The organism is Halobellus sp. LT62 (genome assembly GCF_037031285.1).
Lineage (GTDB): Archaea > Halobacteriota > Halobacteria > Halobacteriales > Haloferacaceae > Haloquadratum > Haloquadratum salinisoli.
Genome location: NZ_JAYEZO010000001.1, coordinates 1,274,214 through 1,295,157 on the forward strand (window position 1 = coordinate 1,274,214; position 20,944 = coordinate 1,295,157).

The window sequence follows — 20,944 nt, forward strand, 5'->3', positions numbered from 1 at the left end:
GGTATCGAGTCGCCCGGACGGCTGTGAACCGACACACGATCGCCACACGAAACTTGCGACGTCGCAGGAGGAAACCCAAGAGATGGCGTCTGAGCGGCGCGTGTACCCGATAGCGGAGTGCGCACGTCCAACACACTTATTATCGAGTTTCACAAACTATCGTGTATGGCACAGCAAGAGCCGGAGGAACTCCTAGAGATGAGTTCCGAGACTCGAAGTATCTTGGAGGAGCACAGCCTCCAGCCGCTCTGGGAAGTCGAAGACGACATGGGCCACGCCCTCGACGACCCAGAGGCGGACATCTGGAAGTGGGAAGACGTCAAGGAGGCGATCGACGCGATCGAGCGCGACGTCCCGATCGCCGACCTCCCGCCGGGATTCCAGCGCCGGGTCGCCGTGCCGATCAACGCCGCGCACGCGATCTCGAACACGATCTACGTCGGGATCCAGACGGTCTCGCCGGGAGAGACAGCGCCGTCGCACCGCCACGGGGCGAACGCGCTGCGCTTTACGATCGACGGCCACGAGGATATGAAGACGGTCGTCGCCGGCGAGGAGTTCCCGATGAAGGACAACGACCTAGTCACCACCCCGCAGTGGGAGTGGCACGACCACGTCAACGAGAGCGACGAGACCGCCGCGTGGCTCGACGTGCTCGATCTGCCGCTCGTCCTCGACTCGCTGAACGCGAAGAACACGTTCGAGTACCACGAACTCGAACGCCAGCCGGTGACGAAGAGCCAAGGCTACTGGGCCTCGCAGTACGGTCGCGGCCGACCGCAGGAAGAGGTGAAGCAGGACGGCATTCCCGGGCCGTTCGAGGGCATCCGCGACGCGACGCCGCCGTACCGGTTCCAGTGGGAGGAGATGGTCGAGTCGCTCCGCCAGCGCGCCGACAACGACGATCCCGATCCGAACGACGGTTACAGCCTCTCGTACGTCAACCCCGCCACGGGCAAGCCGCCGCTGTTCCCGACGATGTCGTTCCGCGCGCAGTTGCTGTTAGAAGAGACCGATCCGCACTTCCACAACGCGACCGAGGTGTACTTCGTCATCGACGGCGAGGGCGCGACGCACGTCGGCGACGAGGCGCTCGAATGGAGCCAGTGGGACATCTTCGTCGTCCCACCGGACGAGATCCACCACCACGAACCCGACGGCGAGGCGAAGCTCCTCGGGATGACCGACCGCCCGGTGTTCGAGGCGTTCAACCTCTACGCCGAGGCCGAACCCTCCTCGTAAGAATCTCTGGAGGGCCTCGGTTCGACGTTCCGGATGGGGTCACCCACTCGTTCTCGATCCGCTTGGGAGACCGGTGGCGGACGGACCCTCACAGGCCGTTATACGACCCTCGTGACCGGCTGAATCTGTCGTCTGCGACGAGGGTAGAACGTATCGTAAACGCCGATAGACTCTGCGTGGAACCGTATACTTTTTTATTGTATTATCATTATTGTGCCACACGGTATGGCTCGTGATGACACATCGATTCGACGACGAAGGTATCTAAAGGGTGCCGGAGCGACCGGAACTCTCGCAATCACCGGACTCGCCGGTTGTACGCTCGGCGGGGGCGGCGACGACGGTGGCGACAGTGGGGGCGACAGTGGGGGCGACAGCGGCGGCGACTCCGACAGCAGCGGGGACAGCGGCGGCGACAGCGGTGGAGACGCGACGCCGCTGACGATCGCCGGCACAGTCCCGGATTCGGGATCGTTCTCCTCGCTCGGTGAGGACCTCCGCCGCGGCTACGAACTCGGCGTCGCGAGGATGAACGAGGAACTCGACCGCGAGGTTGAGCTCATCCTCCGCGACGACGAGAGCGACGCGCAGACGCTCCGCGAGCAGCTTCAGGCGATCGTGAGCAACAACGACGTCAATATGATCTGGGGGAGCTTCTCCAGCCTGCTCGTCACCGCCGGGAGCGCCTTCGCGGAGAATCAAGGACTGCCGTTCCTCGGGATCGCCTTCGCGTACGAGGAGCCGCACCGGAACGACAACTACGAGTGGACGTTCGCGCCGTTCCCGAAATCGCGTGACGTCGCCCGCTCGACGCTCGGCACGCTCGAACTCATCCCGGAGGAAGAGCGTCCGACCAACGTCGGGATCTGGGAGCCGAACTCCGGGTGGGGCGCAGAGCAGGCCCAGTACTGGGAGGACGTCCTCGGCGAAGCGGGCTACGATGTCGTGATGCGCGAGGTCTTCGAGCTCGGCTCCTCGGACTTCTCGACGCTCATCTCGCAGGCCGAAAGCAACGAGGTCGAGGTGCTGCTTTCGAACCCGACGCCGCCGGGCGGCATCACCGCCGTCAACCAGATGCGCGACAACAACTGGGCCCCGCAGATGCTGAAGTTCGTCCGCGGTGCCGATCCGTCCGCGTGGTGGTCCGCGCTCGGCGAAGACGGAGCCTACGCGCTGATGTGTCCGGGGTGGGTCCCGGGCCTCACCGGCAACGGCAACGCGGAACTCAGAGAGGCGTTCTTCAACGAGTACGACACCGACGCCGAATTTATGCCCGCGAACGTCGGCGGCTCGTACAACCTGACGCAGGTCGCCCAGCAGGCCGTCGAGGCGGCCGGATCCGTCGACCCTACGGCCGTTCGCGACGCGCTCCGGAGCGAGGAGTTCGAGACCGTGATCGGCACGTTCAGCTTCGAGGAGAACGGGCTGCCGGCGGAGGGCGAACTGACCGCACCGACCGGCCAGTGGTGGGAGGGTGCACAGCGACTCGCGTACCCGGACACCGACTCCGAGCAGGCGATCGACTTCCAGTACCCGATCCCACCGTGGAGCGAGCGATGAGCAGCCACTCGACTGACGGCCAACACGCCTGAAAATGGTCTTCAGCGATCTCGCCACGCAAACGATCGTGAACGGGCTGTTGCTCGGGGGCATCTACGCCCTCGCAGCCTTGGGTCTCTCGCTCGTCTTCGGGATTATGGACATCGTGAACCTCGCGCACGGCCATATGCTGATGGTCGGCGCGTACATCGCGATCCTCGTCTTCGCGGCCACGGGCATCACGCCGCTCGTGGGGATGGTGCTCGCGATGGCGTTGATGTTCGGACTCGGCGTCCTGCTGCAGAAGGTGCTCCTGAAGCACGTCGTCGACGAGGGGCTCGAACAGCCGATCATCATCCTGTTCGGCCTCGCGCTGATCCTGCAGAACCTCGGTCGCGTCATCCTCGGCGGCGACGCCCGAACCGCGGACATCGGTATCCCCGGAAACGGGTTCGACATCGGCATCGCGTTTATGTCGTTCCCTCGGACGGTGACGTTTATCGTGGCGGTCCTCCTCATCGCCGCGACGTGGGCGTTCCTGCAGTACACGAAGACGGGACAGGCCATCCGCGCGACGGCACAGAACCGCACGGCTGCGAAGCATATGGGGATCAACACCGATCAGATCTACGTCATCACGCTCGGAATCGGGACGGCGCTCGCCGGCGCGGCCGGTGCGCTGCTCTCGATGCTGTTCCCCATCGACCCGTACGTCGGGTGGTCCTACCTGCTGAAGACGTTCGCCGTGGTCGTTCTCGGCGGCGTCGGCAGCGTGCTCGGGACGCTCGTCGGCGGCCTCGTGCTCGGGGTCTCCGAGAACCTCGGCGCGCTGTATCTCGGTGGCGGCTATCGCAACGTCGTGAGCCTGCTCATCTTCCTCGCCGTGCTGCTCGTCAAACCCGAGGGCCTGTTCGGCGGCTCCGGGGGTGGTGAGTAATGGCGTTCATCGAGAGGGCTCCCGGCGAGTCGGTCGCGACTGACCGTCGCGTACTCGCAGTCGCGGCGCTCGCCGTGCTGTGGCTCATCACCGTCCCGTTCACGACGACCGACTCGCTGACGGGGCTCATCCTGACTGGCCTCGTCTTCGTGATGCTCGGCGTTTCGTGGAACCTGCTCGCCGGCTACGCGGGACAGATCTCGCTGGGACACGCGGCCTTCTTCGGAATGGGCGCGTTCGTCACCGCGTGGCTGACGACCCCGACGGCCGGCGGCTTCCCGGAGTCGATCCAGTTACCCGTCATCCCCGCGATGCTGATCGGCGCGCTCGCAGCGGCGCTGATCGCGCTCGTCATCGGGCCGATCATCTTCCGACTGAGCGGACACTACTTCGCCATCGGAACGCTCGCACTCGCCGCCGTGATCGAACTGATTATGCTCGATCGCCGGGATCTGACCGGCGGAGCGACCGGCTACTACATCCAAGCGGATCTCTCACTCGGCGAGGTGGTCTCGCACGGCGACGTGATGTTCTACCTGACGCTCATCGCGACGATCGCGACCGTCGTTATCACGTATCTCATCGTCCGCGGCCCGACCGGGCTCGGGATGAAGGCAATCCACGACGACGAGGACGCCGCGAGCAGTCTCGGCGTCAACCCGCTGAAGTACAAGATGTACGCGTTCGTCGTCTCCTCGTTCTTCGCTGGGCTGGCCGGCGCGCTGTACGGCCACTACACGCTGTACATCAACCCGCAGTCGACGCTCGCGGTGACGTGGACGATCGACGCACTGGTCGTCGTCATCCTCGGCGGAATGGGGACGTTCTCCGGCCCGATCTTCGGGGCCGGACTGTTCCTGCTGTTGGACAACGGCCTCTCGGCCATCGTCAGCGGTTACTCCGAGGCGGTCGAAGGGATCCTCATCATCCTCTTCATTATCTTCCTCCCAACGGGACTCTATGGACTATTCAAAGAGTATCTCATCGAGGAAACCGACGGAAGCGACGGCGCTCACGACTGAGCGCGCCGCTTTCGAGTTCTTTACGCTACTTCTTCACGCGCCGAGATACGATTCTTCGACGCGTTTGTCCTTCGCGAGCTCTTCGGCCGTTCCGGAAAGCTCGATCTCGCCGGTTTTGATGACGTAGCCGCGGTCGGCGACACGGAGGGCGTTGTAGATGTCCTGTTCGACGAGCAGCACGGTCGTCCCCTCGTCGTTGATCCGCTGGATCGCCTCGAACACGTCGTCGACGAGAACGGGCGCGAGTCCGAGGCTCGCTTCGTCGAGAAGGAGGAGGTCCGGATCGCTCATCAGCCCGCGACCGATCGCGAGCATCTGCTGTTCGCCGCCCGAGAGCGTCCCCGCCCGCTGTTTGGATCGCTCTTCGAGCCGCGGGAAGATGTCGTAGACGCGTTGGAGGCGATCTTCCATTCCGCTCCGATCCAGATACGCGCCGAGTTCGAGGTTCTCTTTGACGGTGCTCTCGGTGAACACCTCTCTTCCCTCCGGAACGTGAGCGACGCCTTTCGCGACGACCTCTTCGTGCGGCAGGTCGCCGATCGACTCGCCCTTGTATCGGACTTCGCCGTCCATCGGGGTGAGATCCCCGCAGATCGTTTTCAGCGTCGTCGTCTTCCCCGCGCCGTTCGCGCCGAGCAACGCCACTGTCTCCCCCTCGTCGACGGAGAGGCTCACGTCCCAGAGAACCTGCACGTTGCCGTACGCGACGTCTATCCCATCTACTTCGAGCAGTGACATCGATTACCACGTGATTTATCGTGGTCTTTCTTAAGCCTACCTTTCGGCGGCCTCGAAGCGACGACGCGTGGCGCAGTCCGTCACGTAGCGGAGGCATCGACTGTCGAGAAGAATTGGCATAGAATCTCGAAGTGGCGGTCGAAACCCGTTGAAGCGCCGCTGCGACTTACTCCTGTCCGCCCTTCGTGACGTTGGCGTCGGCGTAGCTGACGTCGCGACCGGTGACGTCGACGGTCATCGAGCCGACGTCTTCGATCTCGGCGTCGATCGTGTCGCCGTCGTGGAGTTCGCTCACGCCCTCGGGCGTGCCCGTCGTGATGACGTCGCCGACCTCCAGCGTCGCGCCCAGCGACGCGTACTGGACGATGTCCGCGCAGGTGTAGACCATATCGCCGGTGTTCTCGTACTGGCGGCGCTCGCCGTTCAGCTGCAGTTCCATCTGGAGGTCCTGGGGGTCGTCGATCTCGTCGGCGGTGACGACGCACGGGCCGATGACCGTGAACGTGTCGTAGGATTTCCGGTTGGAGCGGTCTTGATCGCCGCGGAGCGAGATATCGAGCAGGATCGTGTATCCGAAGATGTGGTCCCACGCCTCCTCGGCGGAGACGTCTTTGGCCTCCTCGCCCATCACGAACGCGAGTTCGACCTCGTGGTCGGTGCGGCGGTCGGTAAAGGGGAGTTCGATCCCGCGGTCGGGGCCGACGACGCTGGAGGGGGCCTTCAGGAAGTAGCCCTTGTCCTTGATCGAGAACCACTCCTCTGTGGTGATGTCCTTGTCCGCGATGGCCTCCTCGATGTGGTTCTCGTAGTTCAGCGGCGCGGCGATGACCTTCCCGGGGCGGCCGACGGGCGAGCCGATCTCGACGTCGTCGACGTCGTAGTCCGGCTTCTCGTCCTCGTACTCGGCGGCGTCGTAATCGCCTTCGATGTACTCGACGAGCGGTTCGTCGCCCTCGAGGCCGAGTCGGTCCGAGAGGTCGATGACGCCGCTGCCGTCCTCTGTGAGCAGTCCGAGCTGGTTGTCGTCGTAGCGGACGAATCGCATACGCGGACCATCGGCGGAATCCCCCATAAAAGATGCCTTTCGGGTCGAGCGGGCGAAACGCGGCGCGCTTCCCGTGCGACCCGGTCGTCGGCCTACAGGTAACTCTCGGTCCGCGACAGGTCGACGTCGCTCGCGACGTCCTCGCGGAAGTGCTTCGAGAGCGACTCCAGCGTCCAGCCGTCGGGGTTGACGCCGACCGCGTCCATCGCCGGATCGGAGAAGACGCCGACGCGGTCGCCGCCCGCATAGAGAGTACAGCCGGTGACGTCTTCGGCCGCCTCGCTCGCGAGGTAGGCGACGAGCGGGGCGACCCTCTCGGGCGGCATCTCCGCCTCGGTGTACGGTCGATGTTCTTCGGGCACCGTCTCCGTCATCCGCGTGTAGCCGTTCGGGATCAGAGCGTTGACGCGGACGTTCGAGCGGACCAGTTCGTTCGAGACGGTCCGGACCATCCCGAGGATTCCGGCCTTCGCGGCCGCGTAGTTCGCCTGTCCGAGACTCCCGCGCGCCGCTCCGGCGCTCACCGCGAGATACGAGCGCTGGCGGTCGAAGCCGTCTTCGCCCGCGACCTCGCTGGCCTCCCGCCAGTGCTTCGCGGCCGCCCGCAGCGGCGCGAACTGCCCGGTGAGGTTCGTCTCGACGACCTCGCGCCAGTCCTCCTCGCTCAGCTTGTAGCTGATCCCGTCGCGAAGGATGCCGGCGAAGTTGCAGACGAAGTCGACGCGGCCGTACTCGTCGACGGTGTCCCCGATCAGGGACTCGGCGTACCCGAAGTCGCTGACGTCGCCGTGGTGGGCGATGGCTTCCCCGCCCGCCTCGCGAATCTCCTCGGCGACGGCTTCGGGAACGGCGGCGTCGCTACCGGTCCCGTCGACCTCGCAGCCGAGGTCGTTGACGACGACGCGCGCGCCGTTGTCGGCCAGTTCGAGGGCCGCGGCCCGGCCGAGGCCGTTACCCCCGCCCGCGACGACGCAGACTGCCTCCTCCACGGTTCAGAACGGGAACTCCCGCGGTTCGTGCTGCAGTGAGATCCACTTCTTCTCGGTGACTTCGTCGAGGAAGTCAGTGGAGTTGTAGCCGCCGAGGCCCGAGGCCTTCGTGCCGCTGAACGGAACGTGCGCCTCGTCGTTGATCCCCTGATCGTTGACGTGGATGTTTCCGGAGTCGATCCGCTTTGCGATCTGGAGTCCGGTTCCGATGTCGCCGGCGTGGACCGAGCCGGTCAGCCCGTACTCGGTGTCGTTCGCCATCTCGATCGCCTCGTCGACGTCCGAGAAGGGGATCACGGGGGCGATCGGACCGAAGTGCTCGTTGCACGCGGCGGGCATGTCGTTCGACGCGCCCGAAAGCACCGTCGGACGGACGACCAGCGAGTCCTCGACGCCGTCGAGTTCGACCGTTTCGCCGCCCGTTTCGAGCGTCGCGCCGTCCTCGATCGAGCGCTCGACGTAGTCGAGCATCTGGTCGCGCTGGGACTCGTTGATGATGGGTCCGAGGACGACCTCGTCGTGTGCGCTGCCCGCGGGGAGCCCCTCGGCGCGCTCGGTCAGCCGCTCGACGTACTCGTCGTAGACGGTGTCTTGGACGAGGTGGCGGTTGATCGAGATACAGACCTGCCCTTGGTGGATGAACGAGCCGAACACCGCGGCGTCGATCGCCTGATCGAGGTCGGCGTCCTCAGTGACGATGTGGGCGTTGTTGCCGCCGAGTTCCATCGCCGGGACCGCGAGGTTCTCCGCGGCGAGACCGGCGACGTGCTGGCCGACTTCGGTCGATCCCGTGAAGGCGACGACGTCGCTGTCGGGGTGGCCCGCGAGGTGGTCACCGATCTCCGAGCCCTTCCCGGTGACGACGTTGACGACGCCGCCGGGGATTCCGGCTTCCTCCGCGAGGCGGGCCCACGCGAGGCCGCCGATGATCGGCGCGTCAGTCGAGGGTTTGAGGACGACCGAGTTACCGGCGGCGATCGCGGGCGCGAGCGCTCGAGCGGTGAGGTTCAGCGGGAAGTTCCACGGCGAGATTACCGTGACGACGCCCTCGGGTTCGCGGTAGACGATGTTCTCCTTGCCGGGGATGTTGGAGGCGGCGGTCTCGCCTTTCATTCGCCGGGGGAGCGTCGCGGCCTCGGCGAGGTGGTCCTGCGTGATCTGAATGGAGGTCTCGCCGACGCCGTGGATGCCGCCGATCTCCGTCGTGATCAGCTCGATGATCGACTCTTGGTTCTCTTCGACGGCCTCAATGAGCCCCTGAACGGCCTGCTCGCGTCGTGCGGGGGGTGTCTCTCCCCACTCTTTTTGCGCTTCGACGGCCGCCTCGTAGGCCGCATCGACGTCGCCTTCGGTGCCGCGGGGTACCTCCGTGACGACCTCGCGAGTGGAGGGATCCTCGACCGGCGTCGACTCGCCGCTCTCGGATTCGACCCACTCGCCGCCGATATAGAGCTTGTTCCAGTCTGCGTCGATGCTGAATTTGGACTGGCCTTCGAGTGCCATACGTCATAGTTAACGTGAATCACTAATGAAAGTTTGGTCAGATCGCCAAATTTTTTGTGCGTAACCGGGTTACACCGATGATATCACCCTACAACGGGACGGTTCGATGACTGACCAAGAGAAAGCACTAAACGCCGGTGGAAACACGTTACGGGCGAACTTGCGATCGGAGACGATCCGATCGCCCCGAGCGATACCGACGAGACTCTCGCCGTGGCGGACGACCAAGCTATGACAGAATACCCTACGCTATGACGGACGACCCTTCGCTATGACAGACGACCAAGACGCCGCGCTCGACTCGCGAACCAGTTGGCTCATCTCCGTGCTCGGGTTGGTCCTGCTGACGCTCATCTGGGGGATGATCTTCACGTTCACCGTCTACTCCCAAGCCATCGAGACCGCGTTCGGGCTGTCGAGCCTCCGGGTCTCCTCGATCTTCTCGATCACCACGGCGGCGTTTATGATCGCTGGGGGGTTGATCGGCATTCTCATCGCTCGCGCGCCGCTACGTCCCGTCGTCGCTGTAAGCGGCGTCGCGTTCGCCCTCGCGGTCGGGTTGATGCAGCTTACGACCTCCTATCCGTCACTGGTGTTCGCGTTCGGCCTCTTGGGAACCGCCGGTGGAACGGTGTTCGTCATCGTCATCTCGCTGGTCCCACAGTGGTTCGACGAGTACGAGGGCCGCGCGATGGGCGTCACGTTCATCGGCAACGGACTCGGTGTGTTGGTCCTGCCGCCCGTGTGGGTCTTTCTGCTCGAACGGATGTCGATCTCGGAGGCGCTTCTCGCCGTCGGGTGGACGACCGCCGCGGTGATTCTGCTTTCGAGTACCGTCTACCGCCGCCCGCCGGGTGTCCGCGCGACGGCCGCGGCGTCTGTTGACGTCGCGTGGATCCGAGATCGGTTGACGGACCGCGCGTTCGTCGTCTCGCTCGCCGGGTTCTCGCTGCTGTGGAGTTGGTACTTCGTGCTCTCGGTGGACATCGTCGCGATTCTGACCACGGGGGGCATCGACCGTACGGTGGCGGCGACGGCGTTCGGCATCGTGGGGGGGGTCAGCGTGATCACGCGCATCGCCGGCGGCGCGGTCGCTGACCGGGTCGGCATCCGCGTGACGCTCACGAGCGGTGTCGTGCTTGCAGCGATCGGGATGGGCGGACTGCCACTCGTCTCGACGCAGCTCTCGATGTACGTCGTCCTCGTCCTCTTCGGCATCGGACTGGGGGTAGTAGCACCGCTGTTCTCCCCGATTCTCCTGAATCGCTTCGGTGCGGCGAACGCGACAGCGCTAATCGGGATTTTCAACATCAGCGAGGCGGTGACGGCGATTTCCATACCGGTCATCCTCAACGTCCTGACCGACGTCTCCGGCGGATACACGTTCCCGCTCGTGCTCGTGTTTGTCTTGACGCTCCTCGGCGGCTGGCTGTTCTACCGAGGAACCGCGCCGCAGGCCGACTGAGAAGTGGGTTGCTCAGTGTGGGGCTGACAGTCGGCACCGATCGCGCAGCCGACTGAGACGGCGAGCGCGACACGTCTTTGGAGTTCCCACGCCGATGTGCCGAACACCCGCGAAGCGACGTGGGATCGCGTTCAGATCACAGGGGCGTTGGCCGCGGCTTCATATATAAACGCTCGCGAGAGGTGGGTGAGAAAAAGCCGGTTGCGGATGTCGGTGTTACCGGTTCGCCAGTCCCGCCGCGAGCGCCTCGATCGGCGTCGGCGGGCCTTCGCGCTCTACGTCGCGCTCGGGCAACAGCGACTGATCGATCGCCGCGCCGAGGTCGTTCAGTTGCGTGCGGCAGGACGCGCCGGGGGCGACGACCGACTCCGCTTCGCTGGCGTCGACTTGCCCCTTGAGCGTGTCGCCGATGGCCTGACTCATCGCGCGGTGCTCGGCCTCGTAGCCGAAACTGCCGGCCATCCCACAGCACCCCGAGTCGAGCGGGTCGACCGCGTAGCCGGCGCGGCGGAGCACGCCGACCGCGTGGTGGTCCTTCTTCGTCGCCTTCTGGTGACAGTGGCCGTGGTACGCGAGCGATCGGTCCGGAGCGTCGAAGTCGATCGCCTCGTCGAGGCGGAACACGTCGAGATACTCGCAGACGCCGTAACTGTTCGCTTGGACGGTCTCGACATCGGGACCCGAGAGGAGGTCGCCGTAATCGGACTGCAGCATCACCGCATCAGAGGGTTCGGCGACGACGACGTCCCAACCCTGCTCGATCTGGGGTGCGAGCGCCTCGACGGTCTCCGCGGCGCTCTCGCGAGCGACGTCGAGAAAGCCCTTCGAGAACGCAGGCCGACCGCTGTCGGTCACGTCGGCGACTTCGACGTAGACCCCCGCGGCTTCGAGCACCTCCACGGCCGCCTTCCCGACGGCGGGGTGGCTGTAGTTGGTGTAGGTGTCGGGCAGCAGGACGGCTTGGCGTTCGGCGTCGGTGGGGGCGACGCGGCACCCACCGCGGGCCTCGAACCAGTCCTGCAGCGTCTCGCGCTCGAACGTCGGGAGCGTGCGGTCACTCGCGATACCGATCGTCTTTTCGAGCACTGTTCGGGCACCCGGCACCCTCGCGGCCCAGTTCGAGACGGGCGCGAACGCGCTGCCCATCTTCGCCAGTGTGTCGACGTTCGCGAACAGCTTCGATCGGAGCGAGGAGCCGTGCTCCTCGTGGTGGGCGTGGGTGACTTCGGCTTTCAGCTTCGCGAGGTCGACCTCGCTTGGACAGTCGTTTGCACAGCCCTTACAGCCGATGCAGAGGTCCATCACCTCGGTCACGAACGTCTCGTCGGTCGGATCGTCGGGGAGGTCGCCGCTCATCGCCTGCCGGAGCATATTCGCCCGGCCGCGCGTCGCGGTGATCTCCTCGTCGGCCGCCCGGAACGTCGGGCACATCACGCCGCCCTCGGTCTGTTGGGTGCGACAGCCGCCGCAGCCGTGACAGAGCTCGACCATCCCCTGCATCCCGTTCTCGTTCTCCCAGTTCAGCGCCGAGTCGAACCCGGCTTCGAACTCGTACTCGGGGTCGAACCGGAGGTTCTCGGTCAGCGCGACGTCGCCGCAGACCTGCCCCGGGTTCAGGAGCCAGTCGGGGTCGAACGCGGTCTTGAGATCTTGGAACGCGAACCAGAGGTCGTCGCCGTAGAGCTTCCGGTTCCACTGGGTTCGCGCGCGCCCGTCGCCGTGCTCGCCCGAGACGGATCCGCCGAGTTCGACGACGAGGTCAGTCACGGCGTCGCCGATGGCCTCCATCGCGTCGAGGTCCGTCTGCGATTTGGTGTTGATGAGCGGGCGGACGTGCAGGACGCCCGGCCCGGCGTGCGCGTAGAACGACGCGAAGGTGTCGTGCTCTTCGAGCACCGACTGGAACTCCGTGACGAATCTGGGCAGGTGTTCCGGCGGGACCGCACAGTCTTCGAGGAAGCTGATGTGCTTCGCGTCGCTGGTGCGACCGAGCAGGATCGGGAGCCCCGATTTCCGGAGTTTCCAGAGCTCCTTTCGGTCCGCCTTGTCGTGGGCTTCGAGCGCGTCGAACGCGTAGTGTTCGGTTTCGTCGGCCACGGCGTCCGAATCGTCGTCGGTGTCGGCCGCTAGGCCACTGTCACCATCGTCGCCGTTAGCGCGGTCACCGTCTGCGCGGCCGGGCACGCGGTCGGCGAGGAGCTCGCGGACCTTCTCGCGGCCGTCCTCGTCGCTCTCGGCGTAAAATTCGACGAGCAACGCGGCCTCGGTCCGCTCCGGAAGCTTCGCGACAACATCTGCGAACTCCGTCGTGTTGGACGCCAACTCGATCAACACGTCGTCGATGAGTTCGACCGCCGCGGGCTCGTGTTCGAGCACGTGGACGACGTCGCTGACGGTCTCGACGACGCTGTCGTACGTCAAGAGCGCGACCGACTTCGTCTCCGGGAGCGGTTCCAGCGAGACCGTCGCTTCCGTCACGACCGCCAGCGTTCCCTCGGATCCCGCGAGCAGTCGCGCGAGGTTGACGACGCCTTCTTCGCCGCGCCGGCCTTCGGCCTCTGCGACGAGGCGATCGAGGTTGTAGCCCGAGACGTTGCGCTTCATTTCCGGGAAGCGCTCGTGGATCTCCTCTGTGTGCTCGTCGAGGACGGCGACGACGCCCGCCGCGACGCGCTCCTCGGCGTCGCCGTCGGGGTTGGCGCGTTCGCGGAGTTCCTCGACCGCGACCTCGCCGAACGTCGTGACGGTGCCGTCCGCGAGGACGACCTCGGCCTCCTCGACGTAGTGGTCGGTCTTCTCGTAGACGAGCGAGTGCGCGCCGGTAGAGTTGTTCCCGATCGCTCCGCCGATGGCGCTCCGGTTTCCCGCCGCGGGATCGGGGCCGAACGTCAGCCCGTGCTCGGCCGCGCGGTCGTTGAGCGTCGCCAGTACCGTCCCGGCCTGCACGCGCGCCTCGCGGGCGTCGGGGTCGACGTCGCGGACGGCGTCCATATGGCGCGTGAAATCGAGGACGACGGCCTCGTTGACCGTCTGTCCGGCGAGGCTCGTCCCGCCGCCCCGCGGGAGCACCGGAATCTCCTCGTCGGCGCAGTAGGCGACCACGCTGGCGACATCATCCGTCGAGGTCGGGAACACCACGCCGATGGGCGTCACCTCGTAGGCGCTCGCGTCGGTGGCGTACATCTGACGCGTGTACGTATCGAATCGGACCTCTCCGTCGATCCGAGATTCGAGCGCGCGGACGAGATCCGGCCGCTCGACCGACTCGGAGACGTACTGGTAGTCGGACCGAGCGTCTCTCGCCGGTGTGGCGCGAGCCACGCCGCCGTCGGGAACGGCATCGCTGTCGCGAGTAGGCATATACGTATGACTGTGTGAAACAGGCACTTATACCCGCCGTTGTCGGCCATCGTACCGGCGTCCCGGCCGTCCTTCGAACGCTCTGACGACGATCGGACAGCCCCGAGACAGCCCGCAGATGAGGAATCGTTTTTACGCTCGCTCGGCTCAGATACGGTATCGTGACACAGACTGAGCAAACGGATACGGAGCGACTTCGGTGGCTGACAGAGCAGTTGCTCGTTCGCGACGTCGACGTCCACGCGACGGCGATCGACGCGCTGGCCGAGGAGGGCGACGAACGCGTCGTGCCGCATCTCGTCGAACTGCTGGTGATCGGCAGCATCGCGAACGACTGGGAGCGGTTCGGCTTCCCCGCGGCGCTTCGGAGCCACGATCCGCCGCGGTATCTCGAACTCCCGGAAGTCCGCTGGCCGGGCGTTCGAGACGCGCTCGCGGCCCTCGCGGAACCGGACTTCGACTCCGATCACGCGTGGGTCGAGTGGGAGTCGTGGTACTCCCAGCAGGAGATCGAACCGCTCGACGGGTTCGACGAGTGGAAGCTCCGGCTGTTCCGCTCGTATCTCCCGCCGGTCGGCGGCCTGCTCGACTGCGAGCCGCGCGAGTTCGACCTGCAGGAGATCCGCTGGGGCAACTGCGACCGCTCGTTCCTCGCGGCGCTGAACGGACCGCGGTTCGTCCCGGGCGAGGCGATCGACGCGAGCGCCGGGTCTGACCAAGCGAGCGATGAGGCGTTCGACAAGAACGACGAGACGGAACGTTCAAGCGACGAGGGCGATGCTCCCGAGCGGTACCTCGAAGACGACCACGTCGTCTTCGGATTCGAGATCGAGGGAACCGCCTACGCCGTTCCGCGCTGGGTGCTGTTCCCGCACGAACTGCTGAACGCCGAACTGCAGGGCGTCCCGGTGAGTTTGACCTACTGCACGCTCTGTAACGCGCCGATCCTCTACGACCGGCGGCTTCCGACGGTCGGAGACGAGGATGGCGACGACGCCAACGGCAGTGTGGGTGGCGTCGCCGACGGCAGCGCAGACACCGTCGCCGACGTCCGAACCTTCGGCAGCACCGGAATGCTCGCCTCGGGCAACAAGGTGATGTACGACGAGGAGACGGAGACGCTGTGGGACCAACACAGCGGCACGCCGATCGGCGGTCCCGAACTCGAATCCGATCCCGACCTGTTCCTCGATCAGTTCGCGGTCACCCAGACGGAGTGGGGAGAGTGGAAGGCCGAATACCCCGACACGCTCGCGCTGAACGTCGACACCGGCTACGGCTACGACTACTCGTACTACGACGGCAACGTCGACTTCTTCGAGCACTACTGGAACCGCGAGGAGATCGTCCAACCCGGCGTGCGACGCGCCGAGGATGGGCCGCTCCCCGAGAAGGCGTCGGTCTACGGCGTCGTCGACGACGACCCCGCCGGGGTCTGGGTCGTCTCGATCGACGACCTCCGCGAGCGCGACGTGCCGCTTCTCGAAGGCGTGGTTGCCGGCCGAAAGGTGGTCGTGACGCTCGATGCGACCGACGATGTCGCCGTCTACGAGGCCCCGTCGACGACGGTCGAACGAGTCGACGACGAGGACGGGATCGCGCTCGTCGACGCCGACGGCACGCGGTGGACGCTCACCCGGAACGAACTCCGCTCCGATGACGGCCGGATCCGTACTCGGATCCCCGGCCGACACGGTCTCTGGTTCGCGTTCCGCACCCACTACGAGACGGCATACGTCATCGAGTGACCCGAAATCAAACAGCAATATAGTTTTTGACACAGGTATATAGTTCTAGGAATTGCAACGAGGTTGCTTAAAGAATCTGTCAAACTAGATTCATATTCTCTTCTGCAATCCGTAAAGAAACTGTTTTGAAGTTGTACTGGTGGTGCAGCCACCGTGTCCTACGCCGATTCAGTCGCGGCCGGCGAGCGCAGACTCCAAGTCGTCGATGAGGCTCTCGTTCCCCACGTAGACCGGAGTTCGGGCGTGGAGATCGTCCTTCTCGACGTCGAGCAGCGACTGTTGGCCGTCCGAGGAGGCACCGCCGGCGGTCTCCAAAATGTAGCCGACCGGGTATCCCTCGAACTGGACGCGCAGTTTGCCCTCCGGTGCGTTCGTCAGCGTCGGATACCCGAAGATACCGCCGTAGGTGAGCACTTGGTTGACGTCGCCGATCATCGCGCCGCCGTAGCGCAGTTTCATCCCCGGATCGGACTCGATCTCCTCGACGTACGCTTTGAATTCGTCGACCCAGTAGGGGACGCGGCCGCCGAAGCCGTACACCGACGGGCCGTCGGGGATCGTCATCTCGCCCTGCACGATCTGGTAGTTGCCGTCGGGGTGGATGACGTACTCGGCGACGGTGTCTTTGTTCTCTAACGCCACGATCATCGTCGTTGTCGCGCCGTAGAGCACGTACGCCGCGGCGACGATATCCCGACCGGTCGCCGGGAGCGGGGCGTCGTAGATGGCGACGATCGTCCCCATCGCGGCGTTGGGTTCGAGGTTCGAGGAGCCGTCGAGCGGGTCGACGCAGACCGACAGTCCGGAGCCGACATCGACGACCGACTCGCGCTCCTCGCTGGCGTACTCGCCGACGTTCGGGATCTCGCCGATCCGCTCGCAGAGCAGCTCGTCGGCGTAGACGTCGGCCGCCTTCTGCGACTCTCCGGAGGGGTTCGTGCCTTCGATCGCAACACGCCGACCCGGAAGGCCGTTGCGGATGTCGGGCGCAGAGCGCGCCACAGTGTCGAGAACGGCGTTTACGGTCGTGTTGGTCGGTGCGGGCTCGGTCGGCGAGGAATCTTTGTTCGTGGCCATCGGATCAATCGTCCCGCTGCGGGCGGTGTAGTCGATTGAATATGCGGCGACAGGAGGCATAAAATCTTTGCTACCGCCGGCCGTCGTCGAATCGCACAAAACCCCCGAATTCGGACGCGATAAACGGTATGCGTAGATTATCTGTATTCAAGGAAATTTACTCTGGAGGTAAATAATTTATATTCGGTTCGATTCTTGCACGCCGAGTACTCACGTCTCACTGAACACTCACGTCCTCCTTCCCCGAGCGCTCACATCTCGTAGTTCCGCGCGAGTCGACGCCATTCGTCGACGCTGTCGCGGTCGACGTCGAGCGCGTCGGCGACGCTCTCTGGATCGGCCGTCGCGAGCCGCCGGACCGAGCCGATCCCCGCCCGCCGGAGCGTCCGTGCCGTCTCGGCGTCGATCCCGTCGAGCGCGGTCACGGGTGTCGGAACGCTCTGCTCGCGCCACGCGGTCTCGGCGTCCATCGACGATTCTCCGGTCGATCCCGCGTCATCGGTTCCTCGATCTCGCCACGCCGCTTCGGCCGCCGCGGCGTCCCCGGAGCCGTCGGTCTCGGTCGCGGTGTCGTCCGACCACCCCGAGGAGGCGGCGACCCACGCCCGTTCGCCGTCAGCGAGGCCGCGGACCTGCGCGGATCGGCGATCGAGGTCCGTTCCGCCGCCGTCGAACGACCACGACAGCGAGTGCTCGCGCCTGATCTTCGCCGCGACACCCGGGTTGACGCCGGCCTCTGTCAGGTCGCGGTACGCGACCCGCTTGTTCGCGAAGTCGGAGAGCGACACCGACGATTCGCGAAGCGCGGCCGCGCTCTTCGGCCCCACGAACAGGATGTCCTCGAAGGCGTCCGGAATCGGTTTCGAGCCATCCTCTCCGGTCGACCCGCCGTCCGCGTCGGCGGCGCTCGTGTCGGTCGCATCGCCACTCGCGTCGGTTGCATCGTTGTTCGCGCCACTTGTATCGCCACTCGCGTCGGTCGCATCGCCGCTCTGACCGGCGGCCTCGCTTTCGTCGTTCTCACTTTCGGGATCTGTGGACCGCTCGCTGTCGGAGACGGTGTTCCACGGGAGCGGGATGTCGAGGTCGACGTAGTCGTCGCTCGTGGCTCTCACCGGGCCGTCGATCTCGCTCGCCGTCCGGTCGCGTTCGTCGGCGTCTGACACGTTCTCGGAATCGCCGTCCTCGCTCACGCTTTCCCCCTTGGCTTGTACCTCCACGGTGACCGACTTGATACTGTCGCCTGTGTAATATCAGCTATCGAATAGCTCTCGTCGGCTATCGAACGCTACCGTATCAGATTCGATACCCGGCGGTCAGGTTTTATCCCCGGTCGATTCGTGGCGAACGACAGTAGATGATACGCGTCGAGGGACTCCGAAAGACGTACGGTGACTTCCCCGCGGTCGTCGGTAGCGACTTCGCCGTCGAGCGCGGCGAGATCTTCGGCATCGTCGGTCCGAACGGCGCGGGCAAGACGACGACGCTCAAGATGCTCGCCGGGCTCGTCGAACCGAGCGCGGGGGTCGCCGAGGTCGCGGATCGCGACGCCGGTGACCCGGCGATGCGGCGAAACCTCGGCTTCCTGCCGGAGGAGTCGCCGCTGTACGAGGACATGACGCCGCGGTCGTACTTACGGTTCTTCGCCGACCTGTACGACGTCCCGCGGGCCGACGCGACCGAACGGACGGAGCGGACGCTTGACCGACTCGAGTTAGCGCACAGGGAACGACGCCTCGGCGATATGTCGAAGGGGATGAAGCGGAAAGTCGCCATCGCTCGCTCGCTCGTCAACGACCCGGATCTGCTGATCTACGACGAGCCGGCGTCGGGACTGGATCCGCTCACGACGAACTACGTGCTGGAGTTCACCCGCGAACTGGCCGATCGAGGGAAAACCGTCATTTTCAGCGCGCACAACCTCTATCACGTCGAGAGTATCTGCGATCGAATCGTGATTATGAACCGCGGCGAGATCATCGCCCGCGGGACCGTCCCCGAGATCCGCGAGGCGCACGGCGAGACCACCTACCACGTCTTCACGGACGTCGCTGTCGACGGCGCTGAACCGGACGAGCGCGCCCACGGCATCGACGGGGCCGGGCGCGCGCCGGTGGCCGAGAGTACGTCGATGGCAGAGCGCTACCGGAGCGTCGTGCCGACGATGGACGCCGTCGACGACGTCCGGACGCGCGCTGAGGCGGCCGGCGGCGACGTCGTCGACATCCGGACGCGCGAACAGAGCCTCGAAGACATCTTCCTCGATCTCGCCCGCGAGACCCCGCCCGCGGCGGCCCGCGGCGAGGGACGGGAACCGGCGGAAGGCTCGGACACGATCGACGACGAAGCGGTCGACGACGAAGCGATCGACGACGAAGCGGTCGACGAGGAGCGGGAGACGCCCGAACCGATCGCAGACGGGAGCGACCGGCAGTGAAGCGGCCGCTCCGCGAGCACCTGTCGTCGATCCGCCGAATCGCACGCTGGGAGGTGTCGCGCTCGGCGGGCATCGTCGATAGGCGAACGGCGATCTTAGGTGTGCTCGCGCTCCTCCTCGTCGGAACGGTCATCGGCGGCGGCCTCCTCGCGGGCGGCGTCGCGCTCGACCGCGACATCTACCGCGTCGGCGTCGCGAGCGACAGTCCGTACTACGAACCGGTCGAACGGAGCGTCGCCCTCGACGCGCGGGAGCCGACGCCCGACGCCATCAGCGACGGCGACGTGGAGCTATCGATTCGCGACGGCGGCGTTCTCGTCGCGAACTCGCCGAAAGGCGAGGCGGCGCTCTCGGAGTTTCGATCCGCCGTTCGGCGCTACAACTTCGAGCGGATGCGCGCCGAAGAGAACGGTTCGGCGGCCTTCCCGGTCGTGACCGTACTGCAGTACGTTTCCCGCTCGGAATCGCTTCCGGACGGGGCCCTCGCCGAAGACGAGGGTGACCAAGACGGCTTCGGCGAGGGAGACGACGGCGACGGGACGGGCGGAGCCGACGACGGGAGTGCATCGGACGGCGACGACGGATCCGCCTCGTCGGGATCGAGCGGCGGCGCGCTCGGCGTGCCCGCGCTCTCGGGGATCAACCCGCTGAGCGGCGGGGGATCCGGATCGCCGGCGGACATCCAGCCGCCGTTCCCCTTCGGGGCGCTCATCCTCGCGTTCGCCTTCCTCGTGCCGATGAATTTCGTCGTGCAGGCGTACGGTAGCACGATGCTCAACGAGCGGATCAACCGCCGCGGCGAACTCCTGCTCGTCGCGCCCGTCTCTCCGGGCGACATCGTCGCCGGAAAGACGCTTCCGTACTTCGCGACGATGCTCGGCGTGACCGCGCTCGTCGCGCTCGGCGTCGGCGGCAGTCTCATCTCCGTCGCGGCGGTCCTCCCGATCGCGCTGCTCTTTCTCGCGGCGACGTTCGCCGGGGCGATGTTCGCGCGCTCGTTCAAGGAACTCACCTTCGTCACCGTCACGGTTTCGGTGTTTCTGACCGCCTACACGTTCGTTCCGGCGATTTTCGCGAACGTGACGCCGATCGCGCTCATCTCGCCACTGACGCTCGTCGTCCGCGACCTGCAACCGCTGGAGTCGGTCACGCCGGGCGCGTTCGTCTTCGCGACCGCGCCGTTTCTCCTGTGTTCGGGCGTGTTGTTCCTGCTCGGGGTCGGCATCTACCGCGAGGAGGATCTGTTCACCCAGCGGCCGGTCCCGCTGAAGTTCCTCGACGCGCTCGACGCCCGCGTGTCGAGACCGCGCGACGTCGCCGTCCTGTCGGGGCTGTCGATTCCGTTCGTGTTCGTCGCAGAGCTGCTCGCGATCGCCGTGCTCTTCGCGCTCCCGGTCTCACTGACGATCCCGCTCTTGCTCTTCGTCGTCGCGCTCGTCGAGGAGGTCGCGAAGAGCGTTCATATCTACGCCGCCTTCGAGAGCGGGACGTTCCCGCGGGCTCGACGCGTCGCGCTGACCCTCGGCGCATTCTCGGGGCTCGGGTTCTTCGTCGGCGAGAAGTTCACCGCCGTCGCGCAGGTCGTCGGCCTGCCCGAGTTGGCGCTGGGACAGGCCGCGCTCGCGCCTTCGGGGATCGGGATCTTCTCCGCCGCGGGTCTGCTGTTCGCGCCGCTCGCCCTCCACGTCCTCACAGCGGGGATTACCGCGCTGGGCGCGATGCGCGACCTGCGGTGGTACGGCGCGGCGTTCGTCGTGAGCGTGCTCGTTCACACGGCCTACAACCTCTCGGTGGTGACGTACCTTGGCTGAGCGCAGCGGGTCGACAGACAGTTCGGAGCCG

The 20,944-nt window shown here is 65.7% G+C and carries 15 protein-coding genes; 8 read left to right on the top strand and 7 right to left on the bottom strand.

Going from position 1 to position 20,944, the window contains the following annotated elements:
* Positions 1-165 precede the first annotated feature (165 nt).
* The 4 genes from U5919_RS06305 (at position 166) to U5919_RS06320 (ending at position 4,740) form a co-directional block, all read left to right on the top strand.
* The gene (locus U5919_RS06305) at positions 166-1,242 is read left to right on the top strand and encodes a cupin domain-containing protein (RefSeq protein WP_336022896.1); all 1,077 of its coding nucleotides are present in this window, start codon (positions 166-168) and stop codon (positions 1,240-1,242) included.
* 225 nt (positions 1,243-1,467) lie between these two features.
* Positions 1,468-2,802, top strand: a complete 1,335-nt coding sequence (locus tag U5919_RS06310; protein WP_336022897.1) for an amino acid ABC transporter substrate-binding protein — start codon at positions 1,468-1,470, stop codon at positions 2,800-2,802.
* A 34-nt stretch (positions 2,803-2,836) separates the two neighbouring features.
* Positions 2,837-3,718, top strand: coding sequence for a branched-chain amino acid ABC transporter permease (locus tag U5919_RS06315; RefSeq protein ID WP_336022898.1), 882 nt, complete (start codon positions 2,837-2,839; stop codon positions 3,716-3,718).
* A complete protein-coding gene (locus U5919_RS06320) occupies positions 3,718-4,740 on the top strand; it encodes a branched-chain amino acid ABC transporter permease (protein ID WP_336022899.1) in 1,023 nt (340 codons plus the stop codon). The genes U5919_RS06315 and U5919_RS06320 overlap by 1 nt, the downstream gene beginning before the upstream one ends.
* A gap of 33 nt (positions 4,741-4,773) precedes the next feature.
* Here the strand turns inward: U5919_RS06320 and U5919_RS06325 are convergent, their stop codons facing one another.
* From U5919_RS06325 to U5919_RS06340, 4 genes are all read right to left on the bottom strand, one after another.
* Complete coding sequence (locus U5919_RS06325; protein ID WP_336022900.1) at positions 4,774-5,478, bottom strand: ABC transporter ATP-binding protein; 705 nt, start codon at positions 5,476-5,478, stop codon at positions 4,774-4,776.
* A 166-nt stretch (positions 5,479-5,644) separates the two neighbouring features.
* Positions 5,645-6,523: a fumarylacetoacetate hydrolase family protein gene (locus U5919_RS06330; protein WP_336022901.1), complete on the bottom strand. Its 879-nt coding sequence runs from the start codon at positions 6,521-6,523 to the stop codon at positions 5,645-5,647.
* A 92-nt stretch (positions 6,524-6,615) separates the two neighbouring features.
* Positions 6,616-7,512 (bottom strand): SDR family oxidoreductase, encoded by an 897-nt coding sequence (locus U5919_RS06335; RefSeq protein WP_336022902.1) that lies wholly within the window; start codon positions 7,510-7,512, stop codon positions 6,616-6,618.
* Between the two features lie 3 nt (positions 7,513-7,515).
* On the bottom strand, positions 7,516-9,015 hold the full coding sequence (locus tag U5919_RS06340) for an aldehyde dehydrogenase family protein (RefSeq protein ID WP_336022903.1): 1,500 nt from the start codon (positions 9,013-9,015) through the stop codon (positions 7,516-7,518).
* A 271-nt stretch (positions 9,016-9,286) separates the two neighbouring features.
* Between U5919_RS06340 and U5919_RS06345 the strand changes: the two genes are divergently transcribed.
* Entirely contained in the window at positions 9,287-10,480 is a 1,194-nt protein-coding gene (locus U5919_RS06345) for an MFS transporter (protein WP_336022904.1), read from the top strand.
* A gap of 216 nt (positions 10,481-10,696) precedes the next feature.
* Here U5919_RS06345 and U5919_RS06350 read toward each other — a convergent pair whose 3' ends face one another.
* On the bottom strand, positions 10,697-13,840 hold the full coding sequence (locus U5919_RS06350) for an FAD-binding and (Fe-S)-binding domain-containing protein (RefSeq protein ID WP_336022905.1): 3,144 nt from the start codon (positions 13,838-13,840) through the stop codon (positions 10,697-10,699).
* Between the two features lie 161 nt (positions 13,841-14,001).
* Between U5919_RS06350 and U5919_RS06355 the strand changes: the two genes are divergently transcribed.
* Positions 14,002-15,588: a DUF3179 domain-containing (seleno)protein gene (locus tag U5919_RS06355; protein ID WP_336022906.1), complete on the top strand. Its 1,587-nt coding sequence runs from the start codon at positions 14,002-14,004 to the stop codon at positions 15,586-15,588.
* A gap of 168 nt (positions 15,589-15,756) precedes the next feature.
* Here U5919_RS06355 and U5919_RS06360 read toward each other — a convergent pair whose 3' ends face one another.
* Both U5919_RS06360 and U5919_RS06365 read right to left on the bottom strand, forming a co-directional pair.
* The gene (locus U5919_RS06360; protein ID WP_336022907.1) at positions 15,757-16,665 is read right to left on the bottom strand and encodes a class 1 fructose-bisphosphatase; all 909 of its coding nucleotides are present in this window, start codon (positions 16,663-16,665) and stop codon (positions 15,757-15,759) included.
* Positions 16,666-16,916: 251 nt separating this feature from the next.
* The gene (locus U5919_RS06365; RefSeq protein WP_336022908.1) at positions 16,917-17,885 is read right to left on the bottom strand and encodes a helix-hairpin-helix domain-containing protein; all 969 of its coding nucleotides are present in this window, start codon (positions 17,883-17,885) and stop codon (positions 16,917-16,919) included.
* 137 nt (positions 17,886-18,022) lie between these two features.
* On the opposite strand from U5919_RS06365, the gene U5919_RS06370 reads away from it, so the two are divergent.
* On the top strand, positions 18,023-19,102 hold the full coding sequence (locus tag U5919_RS06370) for an ABC transporter ATP-binding protein (protein ID WP_336022909.1): 1,080 nt from the start codon (positions 18,023-18,025) through the stop codon (positions 19,100-19,102).
* On the top strand, positions 19,099-20,913 hold the full coding sequence (locus U5919_RS06375) for an ABC transporter permease family protein (RefSeq protein WP_336022910.1): 1,815 nt from the start codon (positions 19,099-19,101) through the stop codon (positions 20,911-20,913). The genes U5919_RS06370 and U5919_RS06375 overlap by 4 nt, the downstream gene beginning before the upstream one ends.
* The last annotated feature ends 31 nt before the right edge of the window (positions 20,914-20,944 follow it).